Here is a 25,714-nt window from a genome sequence, read left to right on the forward strand (position 1 = left end):
TATTAAGGAAACTTGGAAACGCCTATAATGCTATGAAGACTTTAAATATGATTTTGTCTGTTGCGTTTAGTGTCTTTGCAGCAACGGTCAATATTTCCTCTGCAGCAACCATACCTCTTCAGCTTGAATGTCATTATCCATCTGATGATTTTGATAATGCTGTTTTTACACTCCCAAAAAATCTAGGTTTTTTCTTTGTTAATTCAGATGTAAACCCTGACGACATAACAGCCCTAGAATTCAAAGATCCTCACTCAGATAATTATTATCGATTCGTCGATTTAAAAAATGGTGAGGACTTCAATCTCCTTTTGAATGAGCTGGTAACTGATCAAAATTCAAATCAGAGAATAAGGCATTATAAAATTCAATTAAAGCAATCGTATGCGGAGAATAACTTTGTAAAGTCACCGTTTTCTGTCAAGTTAAAGCCTAATTTTAAAACTGAAGGGCATTCGCTTACAAAGCATAGCTTTCTGTTGGGGCATATTCCTTCTACTTCAGAAGAAACACAAGGTGTAGCAAACAATGACCGCATTTCCTTTGACGGTTACTTACCTTATTGCGGAGAACATCCAAATGATAAGCTAAGCATGAACTACGACGTAACTTTGCTCGTAGGTGATAGTGAGCATTTTAGGACGGTAAGTAAGTCAGGTGTTCAAGTCACTGATGATGCAATTCCCGTTGATTTTAAAGGTGGTAATGGTTCTCCGTTGAGTATTTTTATTGAAGCTGGAGTGACTGAAACAGGAATCAATTATCATAAAGCATTTCAGGGGGATAACCCTTTTGACAGCATAGACCTAACTCTAATCCCTAATGATAATAAATCATTGCTTCCGGACTCTTCCGTTAGACAAGGGTTTATAGATCTTCTTCCTACTTATTCCAAGAATATTGATATTAGAGATTTCTCACTAGGTGGTGCTATGTCTGAAATTGCTCCTCACGCGATAAACATACAAACAGCATATCTTGACAGTAGCACAGTAAATGAAACGGACTTTAACTCTTTACCCTCAGTTTTACGGGTTGTAGATAACAATTTCTATCATGACCGTTATGATGCTCCGCCTCCTACTCCAGGTTGGTATGTACCTGACGTTACTGTTGAAAAATTCAACGACTCTGTTGGGGGAGATACATTTAAATCTGTAAAGTCATTCACTGACGTTCCACCTGTGATTAGCAGTAATGGTTGGAAAGTTTCAAATCAGATATCCAAGCTCATAGAGTTGGGTAGTGCGTTTCAAAATCAACTTTTAGATTTTGACGTTTTCAAGCAAGAAAGATTTTATATCGTAAACAGTGTCGATTCTCAAGGTAGAGTTAAATTAACTAAAATTCGAAAAAATGGTGGTGCTAAGCCCATCTATTTTAATTTCTCAAAGCTAAGCAATGGCGATATCACTTGGTGGGGAAGCCGATTACGTTGGCTGATTAAAGATGAAAAAGGTAATGACAAAATTCAAGAAGGATATTTTGGTTATCATGCTCCTGACGGTAGCTATGCTTTTCTCAATCTGAATGACGGCACTAAGTCATTAGCAACCTTGCCTAAAAAAGGTGATGTGATTGGGTTTGAATTTGCAAAAGTAAATCAATAAATTTAATGTCCGCTCAAGGATAAAAAGCGGGATCCTCTGTCATTTTTTTGATCTAATAAATCAAAAGAGTGACAAAACATCTAATTATGTTCTCTTAAGTTAAGTTGCAATTCAGACTCTATGGATAGAATCGAGAGCAGTCCTTCCAAATGTACCTCTAATAATGAATAAACTAGTAATAGCTTTATTAGCCTTATGCTTTGGCTCCTATATTGATTCGAGCTTAGCATCAACGGTGCCAGTGACTTTAGCTTGCTCTTCAAGCCCTGTTAAAGTTAATACCAGTTTTGAGTTCCGTCGGAATTTCGGATTTTTCTTTGTTAATTCAGATGTGAACCCAGATGATATTTATGGCTTGGAGTTCCGAAACCCACAAAATGGTGTTCCATGGGTATTTTTGGGATTAAAAAATAACGTACATTTTACAACCAAGTTAAATGAGCTTGTCACTGATGAACAATCTAATCAAAGGGTCAGGCGTTACAAAATTCAGTTCGTGAATAATGCATCAACAATGAGCAATTACAGCCTCTCATCTTCAGAGAATGATTACATCGGAAAAGAAGTAGAAAGTAATTCTGGTTCAGCACATATTTTTAAAATTCCAAGTGATAGCCGTACACATAAAAAATCAATAAATTTATTAAATCAGATTCAAGATAATGCTGATGGTTATTATGTTGGAGGGAGAACTTTTACTCCATTTTGTAGGGATCATATGGGGTCTAAAACTATCGTACAAATGGAAGTTAGATTGGTTGTGAAGAATTGGTATTATCTATACTTGGGAGTAAGCAAACCTGGAGTTCAAGTTACTGACGGTGCCATACCCGTAGACTTTAAAGGTGGGAATGGTTCTCCACTAAGTGTATATATTGAGTCTGGTATTAGCGCATCCGGCATTGATTACAAAAGAGCACTACCGAAAGATAATTCAGTTCATAGTATAAATTTGACCTTAACCCCAAATGACAATACCCCGCTTACATCTAATTCACAAATAATGAAAGGAATTCTAAGCCATATGCAGTATTACACTAAGAGCAAAGAATTAAATGAAGGAGCAGGTATTTCAGAATATGAGATAGGCCCAAATTCAATAAATATAGAAATGGATCGTCTAACTAATAACACCATTGATGACACTGATTTTAATTCTCTGCCTTCTGTTCTGGAAACGCTAAATACTCATCAAGGTGATGGCAGTAACGTAGCAAATACATATGATGGGCCGACTCCGACACCTGGGTGGTATGTGCCTGACATAACAGTTAAAACCGCTGCGTCTTATACTGAGAAACCAAGTACATTTGTGTCCGTCAAGTCACCCCAAAATAACTCTACAGTAATTGGGGTAAACGATTCTAAAGAATCTATGCAAGTGGCTAAGCTAATGAGTTCTGGAGAAGCGTTACAAAATGATTTACTGGATATAAACATTTTCAAAAGTGAAAGATTTTATTTGGTAGATAGCATTGATTTGATGGGGAGAGTGAAATTGAGAAAAATTCAACCTAATCTTGGTAATGCAGCATCACAGTGCTTTGATTTCAGCAGAATAAGCAATGGTGATAGAACTTGGTTTGGAAGTCGATTACGCTGGTTTATCAAGGATGATTATGGTCAAGATAAGGTGAAAGAAGGTTATTTGGGTTGGCATTCGCTTGATGGTAGCTATGCATTCCTTAACTTAAATGATGGAGTTAAATCATCATCGACCTTACCTAAAAAAGGCGATGTAATTGCGTTTGAATTTGCTAAAACTGTGAATTAATTGGCCAGCGAACGTAATATTCCAATAATACAATACCAAGGTTAAGCTGTAATTCAGTTACTTCTATTTAGGATGAAGCAACGCGCTATTAAAACTACATAATCTTATGACTATCAAGAGTGTGCTTGTTTGCATCATTTGGGTTGTTAACTGGATTTCATTTGGTACCTTTGCTGCCACAATACCTTTGCATATGGAATGTGCTCATACATCTGGCTCAAATAATACTGTTTTTGAATTCCCTAAAAATCTAGGCTTCTTTTTCGTTAATTCAGATGTAAGTCCAAGCGATGTTTATGGTTTAGAGTTTAAAGATCCTAATTCAGATACGACATACGCTGTTTCGGGTTTTAAATATAATACAGATTTTGCCATTACACTTAACAAGCTGGTTACAGATCAGCAATCAAATCAAAGGGTCAGGCGTTTCAAAATTAAATTTTTAGAGCGTAACCAAGACAATAATTTTAATCATAACAGACCAATGTATGGTCAAAACTCAAAATCAATAAGCAACCCTACACTTAATGATACTTTTGGAATCACTACCTTTACCACATACTGTGATGTATACCCTAAATACAGTGCTGATTTACAATACGAAGTCAGATTGATTGTTCCCGTTAGTTCTGGTGGACGTTGGGCAGTAAGCAAACCAGGGACTCAAATATCTGAAAATGCCATTCCAGTTGATTTTAAAGGTGGTAACGGTTCGCCATTGAAAATATACATTGAAGGTGGGGTAAGGGTTACTGGAATTAACTATCAAGATGAAATTAGATCCAGCTATTATCCTCAAACGATAAACTTAACACTAACTTCGCTGGGCAGTAACTTAGGGGTAGCAGCATTCGCTTCTGTCAATGGGGAAGTTAATCGCTTTAATTACTACTCTAAAATAAGAAAATTAAACAAGTATGCTGGTGTTACCAATTTTGTCATTGATCATAGTTCGCTAAGTTTCGAAATGGAATTGATAGATGATGCTACTCTACATGAAACAGAGTTTAATTCTTTACCCTCAATTCTTGAAACGGTATCTGAAAGAAACAGTACAGTATCACCATTGTCTTATAATGCTCCCACACCTGAGCCTGGTTGGTATTCTCCTGATATTGTGGTTGATACACAAATTCATTCGTCTATCGGTAACAAAGGGGTTATTTCATCCCAGTCAGTTGATGAAAAACAGACGGTTATTAGCACTAACTCAGCTGAAGAATCGGAACAGCTTACAAAATTAATGGAAGCGGGTGATGCATGGCAAGATCAGCTTCTTGATCCAGAGGCTTTTCCATTTGGTCGCTTTTACACTGTAAGCAGCATTGATGGTGATGGAAGAATCAAGTTAAAGTCGATTGAACCTAATGTTTCTAGTGATAACAACATTAACTACTTGGATTTCTCAAAAATAAGTGATGGTGACATTGTGTGGTGGGGCAGTTTATTGCGTTGGTTTATTAAAGACGATAGTGGAAATGAAAAAGTGCAACAGGGATTTATTGGCTGGCATGCTCCAGATGGCAGTTATGCTTTCCTTAATTTAAACGGTAATTCTAAGTCGCTGAATACTTTGCCACATATTGGTGATGTGGTCGCGTTTGAGTATGTGAAACTGAATTAAAAACAAAAATAATTTACGCTGTTATGACTATGGGCTAAAGCTTGGTTACGATACAATTACAAGATTGTATCTACAGGAAATCAAACCATTGAGCTACACAGAGTTACTTGCTCCAATCCATCAATTTTTAAAATGTAAAACCCCTGACGAATGGATAGAAGAGGCGATAAAGCCTAAAAATTTGTCAGTGATTTTAATCGATCATCTTATTTGCGAATTAAAAGCAGCCCAAAGTGCCATGTATTTAATTCGCAAGTATGCCGTAGATAAAGAAAGTGGTAATGCTCTTTTAGAATGGCTAAAGCCGTTTGAAGCTTTTGCATATCGTAAAGAGGGAAATTGGCGAGAGCTTATTAAACACAATACGTTAACCAAATCTATGTTACCTAAGTCTGGTACGTCTTATGGGCAAGACTTGATTGATAAAATGGTCTTACTAATAAAAGAAGAATTACATCATTTCTATCAAGTACTAGAGCTGATGGAAGAATTTGATGTTCCATACGAAAACATCACTTCAAGTCGATATGCAAAAGGTATGATCCGCCATGTCACCAGTTATGAACCAGATACTTTGATTGATAAGTTGATCATCGGCGCTTATATCGAAGCCAGATCGTGTGAGCGTTTTGCCGCGATAGCGCTTCATGTCGATAAGCGATTAGGTGACTTTTATGTTTCTTTACTTCGTAGTGAAGCCCGTCATTATCAAGATTATTTGACGCTTGCAGAAGAAATTGCTGGTGGTGATATTTCAGAACGAGTGAAATTCTTTGGAGTTAAAGAAGCTGAGTTAATCAGTACTCCAGATGCTGACTTTAAGTTTCATAGTGGAGTACCAACGCTCTAAGTTTAAAACGGTAGTGTGTGCAACGTTGCTCCATCTTGAGACACTTCCAACATGCTACCTTGTTCATACCAATCACCAACAACAATTCGCACTCTGATTTCATCGACTTGGTTATAACCAGGGCGATGAGTGTGACCATGAATCATTTGCACGGTATTAGTTTTCTGCATTAACTGTTTAACAGCAGACGGTTCAACATCCATTATCTGAGTGGTTTTATATTGGTTTGAACTTTTGCTTTTATTGCGGATTTTGCTGGCAATGGCACGGCGTATTCCACCGGGCAAGCTAGCATAAAGCCATTTTACCCAAGCTTTGTTTCGAAACTCGCGGAATTTTTGATAATCCTCATCCAAAGTGCAAAGGCTGTCACCATGCAAAATTACTGTCGGCTTTCCATACAAATCGAGAGTATGAACTTCATCGAGAATTTTCATTCCTGCTTGGCGTGCATATCTATGGCTCAATAAAAAGTCACGGTTGCCATTAATAAAATAAATTTTGGTATATCGAGAAATTGCTCTGAGTTTTTCAGCGACTTCAATCGCAAAAGGCTCAGCGACGTCATCACCAACCCATACCTCAAACAAATCGCCAAGGATATACAGCGCCTCAGCCTTTTGAGCATGAGTCTGCAAAAAGTGAAATAAACAATCTGTGATATAAGGGTGATCTTCACTTAAATGAAGATCACCAATAAATAAGGTAGACATATTATGAAATTAGTCTTCAATAGTCACTTTTTCAATAATAACAGCTTCTAGCGGTACGTCAGCATGCATACCTTTAGTGCCAGTTGCTACGCCTTTGATTTTTTCAACAACGTCCATGCCTTCAACAACTTCAGCGAATACGCAGTAACCCCAGCCTTGAAGAGTTTCAGATTTGAAATCTAAGAAATCATTATCTTTAACATTAATGAAGAACTGTGAAGAAGCAGAGTGAGGTGCTTGAGTACGAGCCATTGCAAGCGTACCTTTTTTATTAGAAAGGCCATTGTTTGCTTCGTTTTGAATCGCTTCTTTAGTGGTTTTTTGTTGCATGTCTTCAGTAAAACCACCACCTTGGATCATGAATCCATCAATAACACGGTGGAAGATAGTGCCATCGAAAAAGCCGTCTTTAACATAAGACTCAAAGTTTGCAGCCGTAATTGGCGCTTTTTCATGGTTAAGTTGGATTTTGATATCACCGTAATTGGTATGTAATGTAATCATTTTGCTTAATACGTCAAGGAATAAAGCTGAATTTTAGCTTAATCCCAGATTTCACTCAATTAGTTCGTTAGAAGTTAAATCAAGTGTATTCAACTTTATTGCCACCATGCTAGAATTTTACTTCTATGGCTCTTAATCATTAAGTCATACAGGTAAGTGGATATGTGTTGTTAATCCACAATTGTTTTAGTTTTCCAGAAAGAGATCGATGATGCTGAAGATATACAACAGCTTGACCCGCAAAAAAGAAGAATTTACGCCAATTCGTTCAGACAAAGTTGGCATGTACGTTTGTGGAGTCACCATTTACGATCTCTGTCACATCGGTCACGGACGAACGTTTGTGTCTTTCGATATGATCGCACGTTACCTAAGGTACAAAGGTTACAACCTTGATTATCACAGAAACATTACCGATGTTGATGACAAGATTATTAAGCGTGCCAACGAAAATAACGAATCTTGCGATGAATTAACTGAACGCTTAATCAATGAAATGTACGCTGATTTCGATGCATTAAATATGATCCGTCCAGATCTAGAACCTCGTGCAACTCAGCATATCCCTGAAATGATTGCTATGGTAGAACGTTTGATTGAACGTGATCATGCATATGTGTCTGAAAGTGGCGACGTATTATTCCGCGTTGAATCATTTGCTGATTACGGTCGTTTATCTGGTCAGGATTTAGATCAGCTAAAAGCAGGTGCTCGCGTAGAGGTTGAAGATTCAAAAGAAAATCCAATGGACTTTGTGTTATGGAAAATGTCTAAGCCTGGTGAACCTACTTGGGATTCACCTTGGGGACCAGGCCGTCCAGGTTGGCACATTGAGTGTTCAGCAATGAACAGCAAGCATTTAGGGTTGCATTTTGATATTCACGGTGGTGGTTCAGACTTACAATTCCCACACCATGAAAATGAGATTGCTCAATCTTGCTGTGCTCATGATACGCCGTATGTGAATTATTGGATGCACTCAGGGATGGTGATGATCGACAAAGAGAAAATGTCGAAGTCATTAAATAACTTTTTCACGATCCGTGATGTACTTGAGCATTATGATTCCGAGTCAGTACGTTATTTCTTGCTGTCAGGTCACTACCGTAGCCAAATCAATTACAGTGAAGATAACCTAAATCAAGCTCGTGCCGCGGTTGAGCGTTTATACACCGCAATTAACGGCTTAGATTTGACTGTAGAGCCTGCTGAAGTATCAGAGCTTGTGGCTAAGTTTGATGCCGCTATGGATGATGATTTCAATACGCCAGAGGCTTATTCTGTTCTGTTTGATATGGCGCGTGAAATCAACCGTCTTAAAGGCAAAGATGATGACGCGGCAAACGCACTTGGTGCCAAGCTTAAGCAGTTAGCTAATGTTCTAGGCTTATTAAAGCAAGAACCTGAAGCTTTCTTTAAAGGTGAGGGCAGCCAAGATGAAGTGGCTGAAATCGAAGCTTTGATTGTTGAACGTAATCGTGCAAGAACTGAAAAAGATTGGCCTGCCGCTGATAAAGCTCGTGATGCGTTAAATGCGCTGGGTGTCATTCTGGAAGATGGTGCTAACGGTACTACTTGGCGCAAAAAATAATTTGTAGCTAAGCACAAAAAAAGCCAGCAATGCGCTGGCTTTTTTAATGGACATTTTTTAGCAATTAATCGTGATATTCTTCTGCTGCAAACAAGGTGTTTTCTAATAAACTTACAATGGTCATTGGACCTACGCCACCCGGTACTGGTGTAATAAAGCCAGCTCGCTTAGAAGCTTCTTCATATTGAATATCACCTACTAGGCTGCCATCTTTAAGACGGTTAATGCCTACATCAATCACTACAGCGCCTTCTTTAATCCATTCACCAGGAATAAAGTTTGGCTTTCCTACCGCAACCACTAACAAATCCGCTTGACGAACTTTATCTTCCAAATTTTTAGTAAATCGATGGCAAGTCGTAGTCGTACTACCAGCTAACAGCAGTTCAAGCGTCATTGGGCGACCAACAATGTTTGAAGCGCCAACTATCGTTGCGTCAAGGCCATAAGTATCAACACCTGTTGATTCAATTAAGGTCATGATCCCCTTTGGGGTACATGAACGAAGAAGAGGAATGCGCTGAGCAAGGCGGCCAACATTGTATGGGTGGAAACCATCTACATCTTTATCGGGACGAATGCGCTCAATAATTTTTTCTTCATTTATATGTTCAGGTAAAGGTAATTGTACAAGAATACCATCTACCGTTGAGTCTTCATTACATTGGTCGATAATTCGAAGTAATTCTAACTCTGTAGTGTTAGACGGGAGATCGTGAGAATGTGAGATAAAGCCAACTTCTTCACAAGCACGGCGTTTACTACCAACATAAACTTCAGAGGCGGGATCGGAACCGACGAGTATCACAGCTAGTCCAGGAGCTCTTTTTCCCTGAGCGATGCGTTCAGCAACTTGGGTCTTTAATTGGCTACGAATGGATTTAGCGATTGCCTTGCCATCAATTATTTGGGCAGTCATAGGTGTAGGATATCCTTTAAATGCGATGCAAAGGTTAGGGCAAGCCCTAGAATCAGACTTTAATTAAGTAGTTATTATCGACCCGCGATGTTTGTTAAAGGCATTATGTAATTGGAGGGTATCAAAGCCAGTAACTCATTTTTATTGTATTGTAATAGGCTAACTCAATTAATAATCGGGCGTATTCTATCAATAGTAGGCATCACTGTCATTGCGAAAGCCCCTAAAAATGCATGAAAAAAGCTTAATTAGCTTGTTAATTCATCACACAGTAAGCTTTTTCAAAAAAATCGTTGACGGAAAAAATCTGACGCTATAATATTCGCTCCGTTCTCAAGCAGCAGGCTAGCTTGAAACACTCTCGGTGATTAGCGCAGCCCGGTAGCGCATCTGCTTTGGGAGCAGAGGGTCAGAGGTTCGAATCCTCTATCACCGACCAAATTTATTGTCATTTGCCATGGTGAGTGACTAAAATAGCTAAGGAAGCTATTTCCGGTTTAGGACATTTTTAATAAAAATGCCATGCGCCCGTAGCTCAGTTGGATAGAGCATCCGCCTTCTAAGCGGATGGTCGCAGGTTCGAATCCTGCCGGGCGTACCATTCTTCTTTGTTGAAGAATAAAAAAATTTGTTTCAGCGGTGATTGTAGCTCAGTTGGTAGAGTCCCGGATTGTGATTCCGGTTGTCGTGGGTTCGAACCCCATCAGTCACCCCATTCTTAAAAAAAGGCGACCATTTAGGTCGCCTTTTTGCCATTTTATCAGCTTTTAAATTCGACATAATTCACACTCTAAAAACAGCTGAAATCTCAGCTTTTCTGCCCCACTTGAGTATATAGATAACCATGGCTATAATGGCGCGTCTTATATCAAAGTAACTCGGTGTATTAAGCACCCAAGAACGAATTCTTAAACGTAGCTGAGACTTCGGCTATGACAAAGGACGTTAGACAAATTTCGAGGTAAAATAATGCAAGTTTCTGTAGAAACAACCCAAGGTTTGGAGCGTCGTTTAACGATCTCTGTACCTGCAGGCGATCTAGAAAAGCTAATCAATAACGCACTGGTACAAGAAGCACGCCGTGCTAAAATCGCTGGGTTCCGTCCTGGTAAAGTACCTGTAAGCGTAATTAAAAAGCGCTATGGTGCAGCAATTGAGCATGATATTAAAAATGAATTCATGCAGCGTAACTTTGTTGAAGCTATCATTGCTGAAAAAATTAACCCAGCAGGTGCTCCAACCTTTACTCCAGGCAATACAGAAGGTGAAAACTTCGAGTTCACCGCAACTTTTGAAGTTTATCCAGAAGTTGAGCTAAAAGCGTTAGATGCAATCAACGTTGAAAAGCCCGTTGCTGAAGTAAATGATGCTGACGTTGATAACATGATTGAAACTCTACGTAAGCAACACGCTACTTATGAAGCAGTTGAACGTGCATCAGAAGACGGTGACAAAGTTAAAATGAACTTTGTTGGCACTGTTGACGGTGAAGAGTTTGAAGGTGGTAAAGCTGACGATTTCGAACTTCAACTAGGTAGTGGTCGTATGATCCCTGGTTTTGAAGACGGCATCCTAGGTAAGAAAGCTGGTGAAGAGTTCGACATCGACGTAACTTTCCCAGAAGATTACCACGCTGAAAACCTAAAAGGTAAAGCAGCTAAGTTTGCAATCACTTTGACTGAAGTTCAAGGTGGAACTCTACCAGAAGTAAATGATGAGTTTGCTGGTCTATTTGGTGTTGCTGAAGGTGGCGTTGACGCTCTTAAAGCTGAAATCCGTAAGAACATGACTCGTGAGCTTGAGCAAGCGCTTAAAGCAAACATTAAAGAGCAAGTGATCAACGGTCTATTAGACAACAACGAAATCGAGCTACCTAAAGCATTAATCGATGGCGAAGTTCATGCTCTACGTCAGCAAGCACTTCAACGCTTTGGTGGTGCAGACCAAAACAACAACATGCCTGAGCTACCAGCTGAGTTATTTACTGAGCAAGCTGAGCGCCGTGTTAAGATTGGTCTACTTCTTGGTGAAGTTATTAAGACTAACGAACTTAAAGCTGATGACGACAAAGTTAACTCTCTAATCGAATCTATGGCTTCTGCATACGAAGATCCTTCTGAAGTTGTTGAATACTACAACAAGAACGAAGAACTTATGCAGAATATGCGTAACGTTGCCCTTGAAGAGCAAGCGGTTGAAGAAGTACTAAAAGCTGCTAAGGTTTCTGATAAGGAAGTACAGTTTGAAGAATTTATGAACAAGGCAAATGCCCAAGCATAAACTCAAGCTTGACTTGAACGGCTAGAAGCCATTTATAATGGTTCGTATGAGGCTACTCGTACGAGCCATTTTTATTTTAAGGAAATAATGCATATGCATAAAGCGCCAGAATCTGTCCTGAATTCATTAGTGCCTATGGTTGTTGAACAAACGGCTAAAGGTGAGCGTTCATACGATATATACTCTCGTTTGCTAAAAGAAAGAATCATTTTCTTAGTTGGGCAAGTTGAAGAGCATATGGCAAATCTTATCGTTGCACAGCTACTGTTTTTGGAATCAGAAAGCCCAGACAAGGATATCTACCTGTACATTAACTCGCCGGGCGGTTCAGTTACCGCAGGTATGGCAATCTATGACACCATGAAGTTTATCAAGCCAAATGTCTGTACAGTTTGTATGGGGCAAGCAGCAAGCATGGGCGCTTTTTTGTTAGCGGCAGGTGAAAAAGGTAAACGTCATTGTTTACCTAATTCACGTGTTATGATTCATCAGCCATTAGGTGGCTTCCAAGGTCAAGCTTCGGATATTGCTATTCATGCACAAGAGATCCTAGGCATTAAAGAAAAATTAAATAAAGTTTTGGCAGAACACACTGGTCAACCTCTGGAAGTTATTGAAAAAGATACAGATCGTGATAACTTTATGAGTGCTGAACAAGCCATGGAATATGGTTTGGTTGACTCAGTAATGACACACAGAGACTGATTTTTTTACGTCTCTGAGTTATGCTCAGAGATATAGAGTATAAGATTCACTATGTCATAACTTTTTATGGCATAAAGAGGTAAAATAATGGCCGACGATAAAAGTAATGGTGATAGCGGTAAACTGCTTTACTGCTCTTTTTGTGGAAAAAGCCAACACGAAGTGCGTAAACTGATTGCTGGCCCGTCTGTGTATGTCTGCGATGAATGCGTTGAGTTGTGCAATGATATTATCCGTGAAGAGATCAAAGATATTTCACCTAAGTCTGATGAAGATAAACTTCCAACTCCGCACGAACTGCGTCAACATCTTGATGATTATGTGATTGGTCAGGATAAAGCAAAGCGTGTGCTTGCTGTTGCTGTTTATAACCATTACAAGCGCTTGAAACATTCAGATCCGAGCAGTGACATTGAATTGGGCAAAAGTAATATTTTGCTTATCGGTCCTACAGGTAGTGGTAAAACCCTACTAGCTGAGACTCTTGCTCGCTCGCTAAATGTTCCATTTACAATGGCTGATGCAACGACTTTGACCGAAGCGGGTTATGTAGGTGAAGATGTTGAAAACATCATCCAAAAGCTTCTTCAGAAATGCGACTATGATGTTGAAAAAGCTCAGCGTGGTATTGTTTACATCGATGAAATCGATAAAATCAGCCGTAAAGCAGATAATCCATCGATCACGCGTGATGTTTCTGGTGAAGGTGTCCAACAAGCCTTATTGAAGCTAATTGAAGGCACTGTTGCGGCGGTTCCTCCGCAAGGTGGACGTAAGCATCCACAGCAAGAATTTCTGCAAGTAGATACCTCTAAGATTCTATTTATCTGTGGCGGTGCATTTGCTGGTCTAGAAAAGGTTATCGATCAACGTATTGATACAGGTAAGGGCATTGGTTTCGGTGCAACGGTCACCAGTGAAGCTGATAAAAAATCAGTTTCAGAAACTTTTGAGCACGTTGAGCCAGAAGATTTAGTTAAATTCGGCTTGATCCCTGAGTTCATCGGTCGTCTACCTGTTGTTGCTACCCTGAAAGAGTTAGATGAAGATGCCTTAGTTCAGATCTTGTCTGAGCCTAAAAATGCCATCACTAAGCAATATGCTGCGTTATATACCATGGAAGATGTTGAACTTGAATTCCGTGAAGATGCGTTGAAAGCGATTGCGAAAAAAGCGATGGAGCGTAATACTGGTGCCCGTGGTCTTCGTTCAATTGTTGAGAATATTTTACTAGACAGCATGTACGACATTCCATCAAACAATGATGTAAGCAAAGTTGTCGTTGATGAATCTGTTGTAAATGGCGAATCAGATCCGATTTTGATATACGATAATCAAGAACCACAAGCTGCTAGTGGTGAACAGTAATTCGAGCAAACAGAACAAAGAATTCACATTCTAGGTTGAAAAAGGAGCAGTAAGCTCCTTTTTTTTGTCTATGCTATTGAAAGGGCATCCAACGCCCTTATATAGTCTTTATATACAGATTTAATAATCTTCATTTTTTAACTCATCACACGGAATTGCAATATGACCCAAGAGAGTGCTACGCATATCGAACTCCCCGTATTGCCACTAAGGGATGTGGTTGTTTACCCGCACATGGTTATTCCGTTGTTTATTGGCCGCGAAAAATCAATTCGTTGCCTTGAAGCAGCAATGGAACAGGATAAGCAAATTATTCTGGTTGCCCAGCGAGACGCCGACCTAGACGAACCGACTACCGATGATATTTTTGGTGTGGGTACAGTGGCTTCTATTTTGCAATTACTCAAGCTACCCGACGGCACGGTTAAAGTGCTGGTAGAAGGCGGGAAAAGAGCAGTAATTGAAAAGTTCACTCAAGAGCAAGACTTCTTTGTTGCTAATGCTAGCTTTCAAGAAACTAAAGCGCTGGAAGCGAAAGAAGAAGAAGTATTGGTGCGCAGTGCCATTGGCCAATTTGAAGGCTACATCAAGCTTAATAAGAAAATTCCTCCAGAAGTACTGACATCGCTTTCAGGTATTGACGAAGCCGCTCGCCTTGCCGATACCATGGCGGCTCATATGCCATTGAAATTAGCAGATAAACAATCAGTATTAGAGATGTTCAATGTAGGTGAACGTCTTGAATACTTGATGAGTATGATGGAAGCTGAAATCGATTTACTTCAAGTCGAAAAACGCATTCGTACTCGCGTTAAAAAGCAAATGGAAAAGAGTCAGCGTGAGTATTATTTGAATGAGCAAATGAAAGCCATTCAAAAAGAGCTCGGTGACATGGATGAAGGACATGATGAATTCGATGTCCTAACTCAAAAGGTCGAAGACGCTCAAATGCCTGAAGAGGCAAAAAATAAAACACTTGCCGAACTTAAAAAACTGAAAATGATGTCACCAATGTCAGCCGAAGCTACAGTGGTTCGTAGCTACATTGACTGGATGACGTCTGTACCGTGGAAAAAACGCTCAAAGATCAAACGTGATTTATCTAAAGCAGAACAAGTGCTAGATACCGATCATTTTGGTTTAGAAAAGGTTAAAGAGCGTATTCTTGAGTACTTGGCTGTTCAAAGTCGGGTTAAACAGCTTAAAGGCCCTATCCTATGTTTAGTAGGCCCGCCAGGTGTTGGTAAAACGTCGCTGGGCCAGTCTATCGCAAAAGCTACAGGTCGCAAGTATGTTCGCGTTGCTTTAGGTGGTGTAAGAGATGAAGCTGAAATACGTGGTCACCGTCGAACTTATATAGGTTCTATGCCGGGTAAGATCATTCAAAAGATGGCAAAAGTGGAAGTTAAAAACCCGCTATTCCTATTGGATGAAATCGACAAGATGAGCTCAGATATGCGTGGCGACCCAGCTTCTGCATTACTTGAGGTGCTCGATCCTGAGCAAAACACCACCTTCAACGATCATTATCTTGAGATAGATTACGACCTTTCAGACGTGATGTTTGTGGCAACATCAAACTCGATGGATATTCCTGGGCCGTTACTTGACCGTATGGAAGTAATTCGTTTATCAGGTTACACCGAAGATGAGAAGCTGAATATTGCTAAACAGCACTTGCTGCCTAAGCAAATAGAACGTAATGGTTTGAAAGCTGCTGAAGTGAATGTTGAAGACAGTGCGATTATAAGCATTATTCGTTACTACACTCGTGAAGCCGGTGTTCGTGCTTTAGAGCGTGAACTGTCGAAGATATGCCGTAAAGTTGTTAAGAAAATACTGCTGGATAAATCCATCAAGTCAGTTGATGTAACCGGCGATAACATCAAAGAATTCTTAGGTGTTCAACGTCATGATTATGGCAAAGCGGAATCTAACAACCAAGTAGGGCAGGTTACTGGCTTAGCTTGGACACAAGTTGGCGGTGATTTACTGACGATTGAAGCAACCTCAGTCCCAGGTAAGGGTAAATTGACCTATACCGGTTCTCTTGGTGACGTTATGCAAGAGTCAATTCAAGCAGCATTAACTGTGGTGCGTGCTCGTGCAGAAGACCTCGGTATTAACAGCGATTTCCACGAGAAACGTGATATTCACGTTCATGTGCCAGAAGGGGCAACTCCTAAAGACGGTCCGTCGGCAGGTGCTGCTATGTGTACGGCATTGGTGTCGAGCTTAACTGGAAATCCAGTATGTGCTGATATTGCCATGACTGGTGAAATTACTCTTCGTGGAGAAGTTTTGCCTATTGGCGGATTGAAAGAAAAACTGCTTGCTGCACATCGAGGTGGGATTAAGCGAGTGCTGATCCCTTATGAAAATGAAAGAGATTTAGAAGAAATTCCAGAAAATGTGATTGCAGATCTCAAAATTTTCCCTGTAAGATGGGTCGATGAAGTCCTTGAACTGGCGCTAGAAAACCCAGTTAAGGGCTTCGAAGTGGTAAAAAAAGAGCAAAAAACAAAAAAATAACAGTATTCACTTAAAAAAATTGAAAAAAGGGCTTAACAAACCGCAGACCTGTGGTAGCCTAGGTAAGTGGATAATCAAGCCTCGACAGGTGTTGGGGCACTTGGTTTATAGCTGTTGCCAATTTAAATTTGGTTTTTTTAGTTAGCTTGAAAATACTTCAAGCTTTATACAAAGCATCCGCAGACCGCGTATATATAGATGGACTTGGTTGCGGTGATTAAAATAGTACATTCAAGGGGATGACATGAACAAATCTGAACTAATTGAGAAAATTGCGTCTGATGCAGACATTACTAAAGCTGCTGCAGGCCGTGCACTAGACTCTTTTATTGCTGCCGTAACTGACACTTTAAAGAGTGGTGACAAAATTTCTCTTGTTGGTTTTGGTACATTTGAAGTACGTGAGCGCGCTGCACGTACAGGCCGTAACCCACAAACTGGTGCAGAAATCAAAATCGCAGCTGCTAAAGTACCTGCATTCAAAGCTGGTAAAGCACTAAAAGACGCTGTTAACTAAGAATAGCGATTTTGTAGCCTTTATGGTATTTGTTTTAAGCACTGCAATGCAGTGCTTTTTACAAATTCAGGGCTTTGGATTTTGATACAATATACTAGCAATTAAGACTGATATGTGATCGACAAACAGTGATAATAACGATTACAATTCAGTACTAATTGATGTTGGTTTTGAATATCCATATTACCAAAAAAAGGCGCACATCATCGGCGCCTTTTTTATTACTTAACTAAGCGAGATATCTGATGTTAGAAAAGATTCGCGAGGGTTCACAAGGTGTAATTGCGAAAACAATTTTAATACTTGTGATCTTATCATTTGCCTTTGCTGGTGTGAGCAGTTATTTAGGCTCAAAAACAAGTGTGGCCGCAGCCACCGTTAACGGTGAAGAAATCAGCAAAGCTGAGTTAGAGCAGTTGTATCAAAACGAACGTAATCGTTTACAACAGCAATTAGGCGAAATGTTTGACACACTGGCCTCAAATGATAACTATCTAAAGAGTGTTAAACAAAACGTGTTGGAGCGCTTAGTCGCTCAAAAGCTCGTTGACCAAGCTGCTTCGAACCTGAATTTAACCGTTTCAGATACGCAAGTAAAACAAGCAATCCTTTCTGAGCCAGCGTTTCAAACCGATGGTCACTTTGATAATGATCGTTTTCAAGCTGTTCTTCGCCAATTAGGCTATCAACCTGCAGCCTTTAGTGAAAGCATGCGCGTAGATATGACTCGTCGTCAACTGGTAGAAGCGTTAATCGGTTCTGAATTTGCATTAAAGACTGAAGCAAAAGATATTGCCGAACTTCAAGGTCAAAGCCGTGATATCCGCTATGCGATTGTTGATGCAGAGCCATACAAAGCTAGCATAAAAGTGACTGACGAACAGGCTAAAGATTACTACGATCAAAATACAAACCAGTTTGTACGTCCAGAACAAGTAAGCCTAGATTATGTTGAGCTAAATTCAGCTGACTTTGCTAGTAAGGTTAACGTTTCTGAAGAAGATGCAAAGACTTACTATGATGAGCATAAGAATCAGTATCAAACTACTGAAAAGCGTCTTCCTGCTCATATCTTGATTCCTTTCGGTGACGATGAAGCAGCCGCAAAATCAAAAATTGAAGCCATTAAAAAAGAATTAGACAATGGTGCAGACTTTGCCGAACTTGCTAAAAAGGACTCTCAAGATACCTTTAGCGCTAAAAATGGCGGTAAACTTGATTGGTACGAGCAAGGTGTTATGGACCCTGCATTTGATGATGCATTATTCAAGTTGAAAAAAGGTCAGGTGTCTGGCGTTGTTAAATCAGAGTTTGGTTTTCACCTGATTAAACTACTTGATGAAAAGCCAGTTCAAACTCAAGCATTTGCTGATGTAAAAGCCGATATTGAAAAAGAACTTAAACAGCGTAAGGCTGATGACGAGTTTTACTCACAGCAACAAAAGCTAGCCGATATCAGCTATGAAGTCCCAGATACATTAGAAGATGCAGCTAAAGCCGTAAATGCTAAGGTGATGCACTCTGGTTTATTTGCTCGTAATAATCCTCCTGCAGTGTTGAATGACCCTAAAGTGATCAAAGCTGCATTTTCTGAGCAAGTGTTAGATCAGGGCATGAACAGTGATGTGATTGAGCTGGGTGATAACCATGTGATTGTATTACGTGTTAACGAACACAAGGTTGCAGGAACGAAATCATTTGATGAAGTGAAAGCTGATATCGTCGCGCGTATTAAGCAAGATAAAGCTAATGACCAAGCCAAAACCAAAGCTGAAGAATATGCTGCAAGTATCAAAGCAGGTAAGCCAGAAGTTAAGCTCACTGCGAAGGCTAACCTTCACCGTTATGATAGAGAGCTACAGCCTGAACTTGTATCAGAAGTATTTAAGCTATCTAAACCAAACCAAGTGCCTACAGTTGGTACAGTTGAGCTAACAAGTGGCTATGCGGTAGTTGCACTTGATGAGGTTAATCCTGCGGAAGGCATTAATGATGCAGTCATCGGCACCTTACAACAGCAGTTAGCGAATAACTTCTCAGAGTTAGATTATCGTTCATTAATTGCATATCTAAAATCTAAAGCTGAAATTACTTATGCTGAAGATGCAAATGAGATTAGTGAATTACAGTAATCTATAAGCTGTACAATAAATAGGTGTATCAAATTCCTCTCCAGAAATGGAGGGGATTTTTTCTTTGTTTTTGGCTTATTAGTTATTGTATTCCTTCCTATAAGCAAAACATGCACTTGGGGGAGCCCTAAAAGAATTAAGCGATAGTACTAATCGCTCCATACCTCCTTTTTGTTGCGCATCATTAATACGATTATCCGAATTTCCATGACAAAGTTCATGTGCAATCAAAAGACCAGAGCCGACGGCATAGCGTACACAATTATTAAAATCCAAGAGCCAGCCTAACGTACTACCATCGTTATAAGATTTAAACTGAAATGTCTTAGTGGGTTTCATCTTTGTACTAGGATAGGTATTATCTTTAGAGTCTACGATTATGGTTGCATCTTTAGAGTAAACAACTAATATCGCATGATCTGGCGCCCATTTCTTTTTAATGCCTACGACTTGCATTAGAAAAGGTTGTTTACAGTTGGGAAAGTGTTTTTGATACATAAAATCAAGATACTCTGTAAACTTATTCTCCGGAACACCACGTAGATATGAGTCATCAATTTCATTCGAGCCTGGAAGAGTTGGAAATGTCGGTCCAATATACTCTATAGCGAGTTCACGACGTGTTAGGTAATACTGAAAGGCTTCAAATGCAAGTGAAGTTTCTAATGTGCCTGTAGTTTTTACTTTTTGTTTGAACTGATCAGCATGTTCACTTATGCGTCCTGCCACTAGAGTTCTAGAAGTATCATCTTTTGGCACATCAGCACTGGTGATACTTAGTACCTGATTAACCGTTTGGCCAGCTTTATTTAAAACTCCAACGGTTGTGTGGATAGTATTAGTCGCTGAATTATGCACACTGTCCATTCTAATAATATCTTCCATCATGTCGAAGTCGTCGAGGGAGCCCCTTGGAGCATTTGGCCTAGAGCCATTTGCATTAGGTCTTTCGCAAAGAGTTTCTTGCTGCAAAATCTTTTGTGGAGTAGTTTGTTGTTCAAGCTCTTTATGAGATAACGATTTTTCTGGTTCAGGTTTCGTTGAAACTTCAGGTTCTTGTGTCGTTTCAATAGAGGCTGCGCCATGGGAGTTCGAACTAAAGTTTGTTGTTTCAAACAATACAGCATCAGAGGATTTTGAACTTGAGTTTGTTGTTCCAAAAAATGCAGAGTCAGGGGAAGGGAAGTATGAACTAGAGTTTGGTGCTTTTCTGACTTCCTGGAGCGTATATTCGCAACCTCTATCAGACGTTATTATCTGAATTTCAGCGTATGACTCCGATTCATTAAATTCATCTTCACTAATCCATCGCCATGCAACACGTGGCGTTAACGACACTTCAGGTTCAACACTTGCCATCACTTTATCTCAAACACTTTTTAGTTAGCTTCTAAAGTAATACATTAGAAGTTCAATGGCATCGAAAGTGAATAATAAATAATGAAGCTAAAGATACGATCAAAATACCGTATGGGTACTGATGTGTATGTCGTTGATTTATAAGTAAAAAATGTATATTTGTTATTTGTAGAGTTGTCAATGATTAATTAACATTAAAAAACGCCGCATTGGAGCGGCGTTAGAAAATCATAAAGCTAAAGGTGTTAAAGCTCGATTACATCGAAATCGACAAGCGGATTAACATCGGCTTCGTAGTCAATGCCTTCAATACCAAAACCGAATAACTGTAAGAATTCATCTTTATATTCTTGATAATCGGTTAAGTCTTTTAAGTTTTCAGAGGTTACGGTAGGCCATAACTCACGGCAGTGTTGTTGAATTTCGTCTCTCAACTCCCAGTCATCTAGGCGTAAGCGGTTACTTTCGTCAACTTCCGGTGCATGTCCATCAATACGATATAGGCGATCGCTGAACATACGATTGATTTGTTCAATACAACCTTCGTGTAAACCAGCGGCGCGCATTTTCTTAAATACCATCGCGATGTAAAGTGGCATAACAGGAATGGCGGAACTTGCTTGGGTAACGACACTCTTAAGTACAGCAACGTTGGCGCTACCGCCGTTAACACCAAGTTTCTCATTTAGAGCGTGGGCTGCGCGGTCTAAATCCATTTTGGCTTTACCTAGAGCGCCATGCCAGTAGATTGGCCAAGTCATGTCAGTACCAATGTAGCTATAAGCAACAGTTTTACAATCGTCGCTTAGTACACCAGCTTTAGATAGAGCGTCAATCCAAAGCTCCCAATCTTGACCGCCCATAACGGTTACTGTATCTGCAATTTCTTGCTCAGTAGCTGGTTCAACATGAGTTTCGATAATAGTGTCTTTATTAGTATCAACAGCAGTTGAAGTGTAAGTTTCACCGATAGGTTTAAGTGAGGAGCGGATCACTTCACCTGAATCTGGCATTTTACGAACTGGAGAAGCCAGTGAGTACACCACCATGTCTACTTGACCAAGATCTTGTTTTATCAGCTCAATGGCCTTTTGTTTAGCTTCATGGCTGAACGCGTCACAGTTGATGCTCTTTGAGTATAAGCCTTCAGCTTTGGCATACTTGTCAAAAGCAGCAGTGTTATACCAACCAGCAGTCCCCGGTTTTTTTTCGGTTCCAGGTTTTTCAAAGAATACGCCGATAGTAGCGGCGTCGTTACCAAATGCAGCCGTGATACGAGAGGCAAGGCCATATCCGCTTGATGAACCAATAACAAGTACTTTTTTAGGACCGTTTTTTAGATTGGCATTAGCTTTGGTAATATTGATTTGTTGTTGAACGTTTGCTTCACAACCTAAAGGGTGTGTCGTGGTACAGATAAAACCACGAATTTTTGGTTTGATGATCATAGTTATTCTTCTGTTGAGTCGATTGGGGATAGAATAATAATTTACGTGTTAAATTGGCACTTATTTTTACTTGAAACGAGTAAATCTTAAAGTGGTTGGAGCAGTTAGCATAATTCTTGATCCCTTAACAATTTCTGAGTGTAAGGATGTTGAGGATCAGTGAATAGTTGTTCTGTCGAAGCTCGCTCTACAATTTCACCCTTAAACAATACGATCACATTATCACTAATGTGACGAATAATATTAAGATTATGAGATACAAAAATAAAAGAGAGCCCTAGCTCTTTTTGCAGTTCAATTAATAGATTTAGAATTTGAGCTCTCACGGATAAATCTAACGCTGTTAATGCTTCATCTGCGATGATGACTTTGGGGTTTAGCATTAAAGCTCTTGCGACTGCCACTCTTTGCTTTTGTCCCTCTGAGATCATGTGAGGGTAGAAATCAGCGTGTTCGGGTAGTAGGCCTACTTTTTTCAAAATTGAGAGTACTTGGTCATGACGCTGTCGCTCAGATAACGAAGTATTGAATTTTAATGGTTCATCAAGTAATTCACCTATCGTCAGACGAGGATTCAAAGACGTATTAGGATCTTGAAAGATCATTCTAATCAGACGACAGCGTTGCTTTACATTGCGTTTTTCAAGTGGACTGCCTTCAAAAAGAATTTCTCCGCCACTACGTGCCTCTGCGCCAACAAGAATTTTGGCTAGTGTGCTTTTTCCTGAGCCAGCTTCACCCACAATTGCTAATGTTTCGCCCTCTGCGAGTGAAAATGAAATGGGTTGTAGAGCCTGAGAGCACTGACGTTTAAAACCTTTATAACCTGAAAAGTATGTTTTTTTGAGGTTCTTCACCTCAAGCAGTGGTTGGCTCATTCGTTATTCTCTTGATTATAAGGAAAATGACAAGAATAGCTGTGCTCTTTACGATGAGAGGGTAAAGGTTGATTCACACATTGTCGTTCAGCTTTTGGGCATCGAGGGCCTAAACGACAGCCAATGGGTAGATGTTGTAAAGCTGGAATCGAACCTGGCAGCGTTTCTAATATCATTTTACTGCTGGCTCTATACTTGTCGTTTGCGTAATGATCCATCAACGTCTTAGTGTATGGATGAAAAGGCTTTTCAACGATTTTATCTGTTAATCCTGATTCTGCAACTTGACCACAATATAGTACCGTTAAGCTATTACACCATTTAGTCAAATTCTCTAGTTCATGACTGATCAATAAAACAGTTACGTTTTGAAGTTGGTTTAATTGAGTCAGCAAGCGAAATATTTGCGCCCGTGTACTGGCTTCCATATTGGTTGTGGGTTCATCAGCAATTAATAGCTTTGGGCTGTGTGCAATGGCCATCGCTATCATTACTTTTTGACATTCACCTTCCGACAATTCCCATGCATAACTGTCCATAATGGTTTCAGTGTTTTTGATACCGACTTTATGAAGCCATTTATTAGCCATTTTTAATTTTGCAGCGCCGCGTTGCCAAAAGCGAGTTCCTTTCGGAATAGGCATGCTCTCTAATAGTTGAGAGCCGATGGTTTTTGCCGGATCAAAGCTTCCAGATGGGTCTTGGAAAATCATAGAAATGCTCGAACCCATAAGTTCTCGGCGTTCACTTGATGACATGGTCATCAAATTTTTTCCATCGAACATCATTCTATCTGCATTAACGGTCCAATTTGGATCTTCTAGACCTATAATGGCTTTTGCAAGTAGACTGCGACCAGATCCTGATTCTCCTAAAAGTCCTCTAATGTCACCAGCATTTAAAATCATGCTTACTTTTTCTAGCGCTTTGACTTTTCCGTGGGGAGTATCAAGCTCAATGGTTAAGTTTCTAATATCAAGTAAGGGCATAATAACTCAGCCTTAATTACGTTGAGGGGATAAGGCTGAACGTAAACCATCACCCACCAAATTAATCGCCAAAACGGTAATCAAAATTGCGACGCCAGGGATGGTTACAGTCCAAGGAGCGATAAGAAAATGCTCAGTTCCTTGCATTACCATTGCTCCCCATTCAGGACTAGGTGCTTGAGCACCAAGATTAAGAAAACCCAGTGCGGCAATATCAAGAACAGCCACAGATAGTGCCAAAGTGACTTGAATGATCACAATATCCCAAACATTTGGCATGATCACATACCAGTATATTTGTAATGAATTTGCACCATCCAACCTTGCAGCGGTCACATATTCTTTTTGGAGCTCTTCGTGGATTGCTTGGTGAATTGCTCGTACAAATTGAGGAATAAGGGCTAAGCCAACAGCCCAGAACACATTTTCTAGCCCAGCTCCTAACACTGCAACGACTAACATCGCCAGTATTAACGATGGAATTGATAATAATGCATCTAATAAATGGCCTAGAATACTCGATTTGATGCCACTCATCATGCCGGATAGTGAACCCAGTAAGAAGCCGATAATTAGTGCGACTACAACGACAATCAACGACAGTCCAAAAGTAAGGTGTGTACCATGAAGTACACGACTTAGAATATCCCGCCCCAGTTCATCTGTGCCAAAAAAGTGAGTAACAGTTCCGGTTTGATCCCACGATGGAGGTTGTAACAAGGCATTAGGATCTTGTAATTCTGGTGGAAAAGGCGCTAACAACTCCCCAAAAAACATCACCAAAAGTAGGACGAAAAGAAACCAGAGCCCAACTAATGCAAAAGGGTTTGATGAGAATGCCATCCATGTTCTTTTGCTTGGAGATGGGATGGCATCATCTTGGTAAATTCTAATTCTGGCCATAAAGTTCTTTCTTAGTGATCGGGTTAACGAGGCTGTGAATCACATCAATTAAAATGTTCAAGAAAATAATCAACAGGGCTACAACGAATACGCCACCTTGAATAACAGTATAATCACGCTGATAAATACCTGATACGAGCCAATAACCAACGCCGGGCCATGCAAAGCTAACTTCTACTAGAATAGCGTAACTGGCAAATGGGCCAAGCATAACACCAAGTTGTTTAAATACTGGAATAAGAGCATTAGGTAAGGCATGTTTGATGATGATTTGGCCTGTATGCAATCCACGTGCTTCTGCTGCTCGAATATAAGTTTGACTCATCACATTTTGCATTGCAGAGCGGGTGATACGAATAACAACGGTTAATGGTAAAATGGATAACGTGACTGCTGGTAAAATGATGTGCTGGAGCGCATCATAAAATGCAGACATTCCGTATTGTTTGCTAGCCAAAAGACTGTCTATTACCACGAAACCAGTGACCGGTTTTATCTCATATAGCAAATTAATTTGCCCTGATACTGGTAACCAGTCTCGCTGAATTCCAAACCAATGAGCCAACATTAGCCCTATCCAAAAAACGGGTAACGAATAACCTGTTAATGTAGTAGCAACGATAAGGTTTTGGGTCATTTTATGGTGATTAAATGATGCAAGAACCCCAATGGGTATCCCAACAAGTAAGGCTATTAACCCCGCGATGACCGCCAATTCAAATGATGCAGGCAAAACGACAAACAGTTCTTGTGAAATAGGGTGGTGCGAAGTTAGAGATACGCCAAAATCCCCACTCAACCTATTTTGGACATAAGCAATAAATTGACTGATTATATTACTGTCTAAATTATAAGTCTGAGTAATGACCTGTTGTTGTAAAGGGGATGGATCGGCAATGCCTGATAATGCTACAGCTGGCGAAACTGGAAATAAATGGGTGACATAAAAAAGCACCATTAGCATCACACATGAAGTAGCAATAAATAAATTTAATCGTCGTACTAAATACCAAGTCAT

Annotated in this window: 20 protein-coding genes and 3 tRNA genes; 14 read left to right on the forward strand and 9 right to left on the reverse strand. The window is 39.9% G+C overall.

All coding sequences use genetic code 11. From position 1 onward, the window contains the following. Positions 1-32 precede the first annotated feature (32 nt). The 4 genes from AC1EU0_RS12275 (at position 33) to miaE (ending at position 5,858) form a co-directional block, all read left to right on the forward strand. A complete protein-coding gene (locus tag AC1EU0_RS12275) occupies positions 33-1,610 on the forward strand; it encodes a hypothetical protein (protein ID WP_480302749.1) in 1,578 nt (525 codons plus the stop codon). Between the two features lie 163 nt (positions 1,611-1,773). Then, positions 1,774-3,384 carry a hypothetical protein gene (locus AC1EU0_RS12280; protein ID WP_480302751.1) on the forward strand — a complete coding sequence of 537 codons (1,611 nt, stop codon included), beginning with the start codon at positions 1,774-1,776 and terminating at the stop codon, positions 3,382-3,384. 106 nt (positions 3,385-3,490) lie between these two features. Further along, the gene (locus AC1EU0_RS12285) at positions 3,491-5,008 is read left to right on the forward strand and encodes a hypothetical protein (RefSeq protein WP_480302753.1); all 1,518 of its coding nucleotides are present in this window, start codon (positions 3,491-3,493) and stop codon (positions 5,006-5,008) included. An 88-nt stretch (positions 5,009-5,096) separates the two neighbouring features. After that, entirely contained in the window at positions 5,097-5,858 is a 762-nt protein-coding gene (gene miaE / locus AC1EU0_RS12290; RefSeq protein WP_480302755.1) for a tRNA isopentenyl-2-thiomethyl-A-37 hydroxylase MiaE, read from the forward strand. Positions 5,859-5,860: 2 nt separating this feature from the next. On the opposite strand, the gene AC1EU0_RS12295 is transcribed toward miaE, so the two are convergent. Together AC1EU0_RS12295 and AC1EU0_RS12300 are read right to left on the reverse strand one after the other, a co-directional pair. Further along, the gene (locus AC1EU0_RS12295) at positions 5,861-6,571 is read right to left on the reverse strand and encodes a UDP-2,3-diacylglucosamine diphosphatase (RefSeq protein WP_480302757.1); all 711 of its coding nucleotides are present in this window, start codon (positions 6,569-6,571) and stop codon (positions 5,861-5,863) included. 9 nt (positions 6,572-6,580) lie between these two features. Continuing rightward, entirely contained in the window at positions 6,581-7,075 is a 495-nt protein-coding gene (locus AC1EU0_RS12300) for a peptidylprolyl isomerase (protein ID WP_480302759.1), read from the reverse strand. A 211-nt stretch (positions 7,076-7,286) separates the two neighbouring features. On the opposite strand from AC1EU0_RS12300, the gene cysS reads away from it, so the two are divergent. Continuing rightward, the gene (gene cysS, locus AC1EU0_RS12305; RefSeq protein ID WP_480302834.1) at positions 7,287-8,666 is read left to right on the forward strand and encodes a cysteine--tRNA ligase; all 1,380 of its coding nucleotides are present in this window, start codon (positions 7,287-7,289) and stop codon (positions 8,664-8,666) included. Between the two features lie 64 nt (positions 8,667-8,730). Here cysS and folD read toward each other — a convergent pair whose 3' ends face one another. Next, on the reverse strand, positions 8,731-9,585 hold the full coding sequence (gene folD / locus AC1EU0_RS12310) for a bifunctional methylenetetrahydrofolate dehydrogenase/methenyltetrahydrofolate cyclohydrolase FolD (protein WP_480302760.1): 855 nt from the start codon (positions 9,583-9,585) through the stop codon (positions 8,731-8,733). Between the two features lie 362 nt (positions 9,586-9,947). Between folD and AC1EU0_RS12315 the strand changes: the two genes are divergently transcribed. From AC1EU0_RS12315 to ppiD, 9 genes are all read left to right on the forward strand, one after another. After that, positions 9,948-10,024: transfer RNA gene (locus tag AC1EU0_RS12315), tRNA-Pro, on the forward strand. An 85-nt stretch (positions 10,025-10,109) separates the two neighbouring features. Continuing rightward, a tRNA-Arg gene (locus AC1EU0_RS12320) sits at positions 10,110-10,186 on the forward strand. A gap of 38 nt (positions 10,187-10,224) precedes the next feature. Next, positions 10,225-10,300: transfer RNA gene (locus tag AC1EU0_RS12325), tRNA-His, on the forward strand. A gap of 254 nt (positions 10,301-10,554) precedes the next feature. After that, the gene (gene tig / locus AC1EU0_RS12330; protein WP_480302761.1) at positions 10,555-11,865 is read left to right on the forward strand and encodes a trigger factor; all 1,311 of its coding nucleotides are present in this window, start codon (positions 10,555-10,557) and stop codon (positions 11,863-11,865) included. Between the two features lie 93 nt (positions 11,866-11,958). Next, the gene (gene clpP / locus AC1EU0_RS12335; RefSeq protein WP_480302762.1) at positions 11,959-12,570 is read left to right on the forward strand and encodes an ATP-dependent Clp endopeptidase proteolytic subunit ClpP; all 612 of its coding nucleotides are present in this window, start codon (positions 11,959-11,961) and stop codon (positions 12,568-12,570) included. Between the two features lie 87 nt (positions 12,571-12,657). After that, complete coding sequence (gene clpX / locus AC1EU0_RS12340; RefSeq protein WP_480302763.1) at positions 12,658-13,938, forward strand: ATP-dependent protease ATP-binding subunit ClpX; 1,281 nt, start codon at positions 12,658-12,660, stop codon at positions 13,936-13,938. A gap of 162 nt (positions 13,939-14,100) precedes the next feature. After that, complete coding sequence (lon, locus tag AC1EU0_RS12345) at positions 14,101-16,470, forward strand: endopeptidase La (protein WP_480302764.1); 2,370 nt, start codon at positions 14,101-14,103, stop codon at positions 16,468-16,470. Positions 16,471-16,714: 244 nt separating this feature from the next. Next, complete coding sequence (hupB, locus tag AC1EU0_RS12350; protein ID WP_121839368.1) at positions 16,715-16,987, forward strand: nucleoid-associated protein HU-beta; 273 nt, start codon at positions 16,715-16,717, stop codon at positions 16,985-16,987. A 245-nt stretch (positions 16,988-17,232) separates the two neighbouring features. Beyond that, complete coding sequence (ppiD, locus tag AC1EU0_RS12355; RefSeq protein ID WP_480302765.1) at positions 17,233-19,119, forward strand: peptidylprolyl isomerase; 1,887 nt, start codon at positions 17,233-17,235, stop codon at positions 19,117-19,119. Between the two features lie 78 nt (positions 19,120-19,197). On the opposite strand, the gene AC1EU0_RS12360 is transcribed toward ppiD, so the two are convergent. From AC1EU0_RS12360 to AC1EU0_RS12385, 6 genes are all read right to left on the reverse strand, one after another. Continuing rightward, a complete protein-coding gene (locus AC1EU0_RS12360; protein WP_480302766.1) occupies positions 19,198-20,478 on the reverse strand; it encodes a hypothetical protein in 1,281 nt (426 codons plus the stop codon). A 245-nt stretch (positions 20,479-20,723) separates the two neighbouring features. Then, positions 20,724-21,926, reverse strand: coding sequence for an enoyl-ACP reductase FabV (gene fabV / locus AC1EU0_RS12365; RefSeq protein ID WP_480302767.1), 1,203 nt, complete (start codon positions 21,924-21,926; stop codon positions 20,724-20,726). 104 nt (positions 21,927-22,030) lie between these two features. Then, a complete protein-coding gene (locus AC1EU0_RS12370; protein ID WP_480302768.1) occupies positions 22,031-22,804 on the reverse strand; it encodes a peptide ABC transporter ATP-binding protein in 774 nt (257 codons plus the stop codon). After that, the gene (locus AC1EU0_RS12375; protein ID WP_480302769.1) at positions 22,801-23,793 is read right to left on the reverse strand and encodes an oligopeptide/dipeptide ABC transporter ATP-binding protein; all 993 of its coding nucleotides are present in this window, start codon (positions 23,791-23,793) and stop codon (positions 22,801-22,803) included. Before AC1EU0_RS12375 ends, AC1EU0_RS12370 begins: the two co-directional genes overlap by 4 nt. A gap of 12 nt (positions 23,794-23,805) precedes the next feature. Further along, positions 23,806-24,696, reverse strand: a complete 891-nt coding sequence (locus AC1EU0_RS12380; protein ID WP_480302770.1) for an ABC transporter permease subunit — start codon at positions 24,694-24,696, stop codon at positions 23,806-23,808. Continuing rightward, a complete protein-coding gene (locus tag AC1EU0_RS12385) occupies positions 24,683-25,714 on the reverse strand; it encodes an ABC transporter permease subunit (protein ID WP_480302771.1) in 1,032 nt (343 codons plus the stop codon). The genes AC1EU0_RS12380 and AC1EU0_RS12385 overlap by 14 nt, the downstream gene beginning before the upstream one ends.

The sequence above is a fragment of the Parashewanella sp. 2210YD4-3 genome (genome assembly GCF_056591735.1).

Bases quoted from the DNA above. Each gene is read 5' to 3' on its own strand.
- AC1EU0_RS12275 (WP_480302749.1), top strand. From the start codon at position 33: ATGAAGACTTTAAATATGATTTTGTCTGTTGCGTTTAGTGTCTTTGCA.
- AC1EU0_RS12280 (WP_480302751.1), top strand. From the start codon at position 1,774: ATGAATAAACTAGTAATAGCTTTATTAGCCTTATGCTTTGGCTCCTAT.
- AC1EU0_RS12285 (WP_480302753.1), top strand. From the start codon at position 3,491: ATGACTATCAAGAGTGTGCTTGTTTGCATCATTTGGGTTGTTAACTGG.
- AC1EU0_RS12295 (WP_480302757.1), bottom strand. From the start codon at position 6,571: ATGTCTACCTTATTTATTGGTGATCTTCATTTAAGTGAAGATCACCCT.
- AC1EU0_RS12300 (WP_480302759.1), bottom strand. From the start codon at position 7,075: ATGATTACATTACATACCAATTACGGTGATATCAAAATCCAACTTAAC.
- cysS (WP_480302834.1), top strand. From the start codon at position 7,287: ATGCTGAAGATATACAACAGCTTGACCCGCAAAAAAGAAGAATTTACG.
- folD (WP_480302760.1), bottom strand. From the start codon at position 9,585: ATGACTGCCCAAATAATTGATGGCAAGGCAATCGCTAAATCCATTCGT.
- tig (WP_480302761.1), top strand. From the start codon at position 10,555: ATGCAAGTTTCTGTAGAAACAACCCAAGGTTTGGAGCGTCGTTTAACG.
- clpP (WP_480302762.1), top strand. From the start codon at position 11,959: ATGCATAAAGCGCCAGAATCTGTCCTGAATTCATTAGTGCCTATGGTT.
- clpX (WP_480302763.1), top strand. From the start codon at position 12,658: ATGGCCGACGATAAAAGTAATGGTGATAGCGGTAAACTGCTTTACTGC.
- lon (WP_480302764.1), top strand. From the start codon at position 14,101: ATGACCCAAGAGAGTGCTACGCATATCGAACTCCCCGTATTGCCACTA.
- hupB (WP_121839368.1), top strand. From the start codon at position 16,715: ATGAACAAATCTGAACTAATTGAGAAAATTGCGTCTGATGCAGACATT.
- ppiD (WP_480302765.1), top strand. From the start codon at position 17,233: ATGTTAGAAAAGATTCGCGAGGGTTCACAAGGTGTAATTGCGAAAACA.
- AC1EU0_RS12360 (WP_480302766.1), bottom strand. From the start codon at position 20,478: ATGGCAAGTGTTGAACCTGAAGTGTCGTTAACGCCACGTGTTGCATGG.
- fabV (WP_480302767.1), bottom strand. From the start codon at position 21,926: ATGATCATCAAACCAAAAATTCGTGGTTTTATCTGTACCACGACACAC.
- AC1EU0_RS12370 (WP_480302768.1), bottom strand. From the start codon at position 22,804: ATGAGCCAACCACTGCTTGAGGTGAAGAACCTCAAAAAAACATACTTT.
- AC1EU0_RS12375 (WP_480302769.1), bottom strand. From the start codon at position 23,793: ATGCCCTTACTTGATATTAGAAACTTAACCATTGAGCTTGATACTCCC.
- AC1EU0_RS12380 (WP_480302770.1), bottom strand. From the start codon at position 24,696: ATGGCCAGAATTAGAATTTACCAAGATGATGCCATCCCATCTCCAAGC.
- AC1EU0_RS12385 (WP_480302771.1), bottom strand. From the start codon at position 25,714: ATGACTTGGTATTTAGTACGACGATTAAATTTATTTATTGCTACTTCA.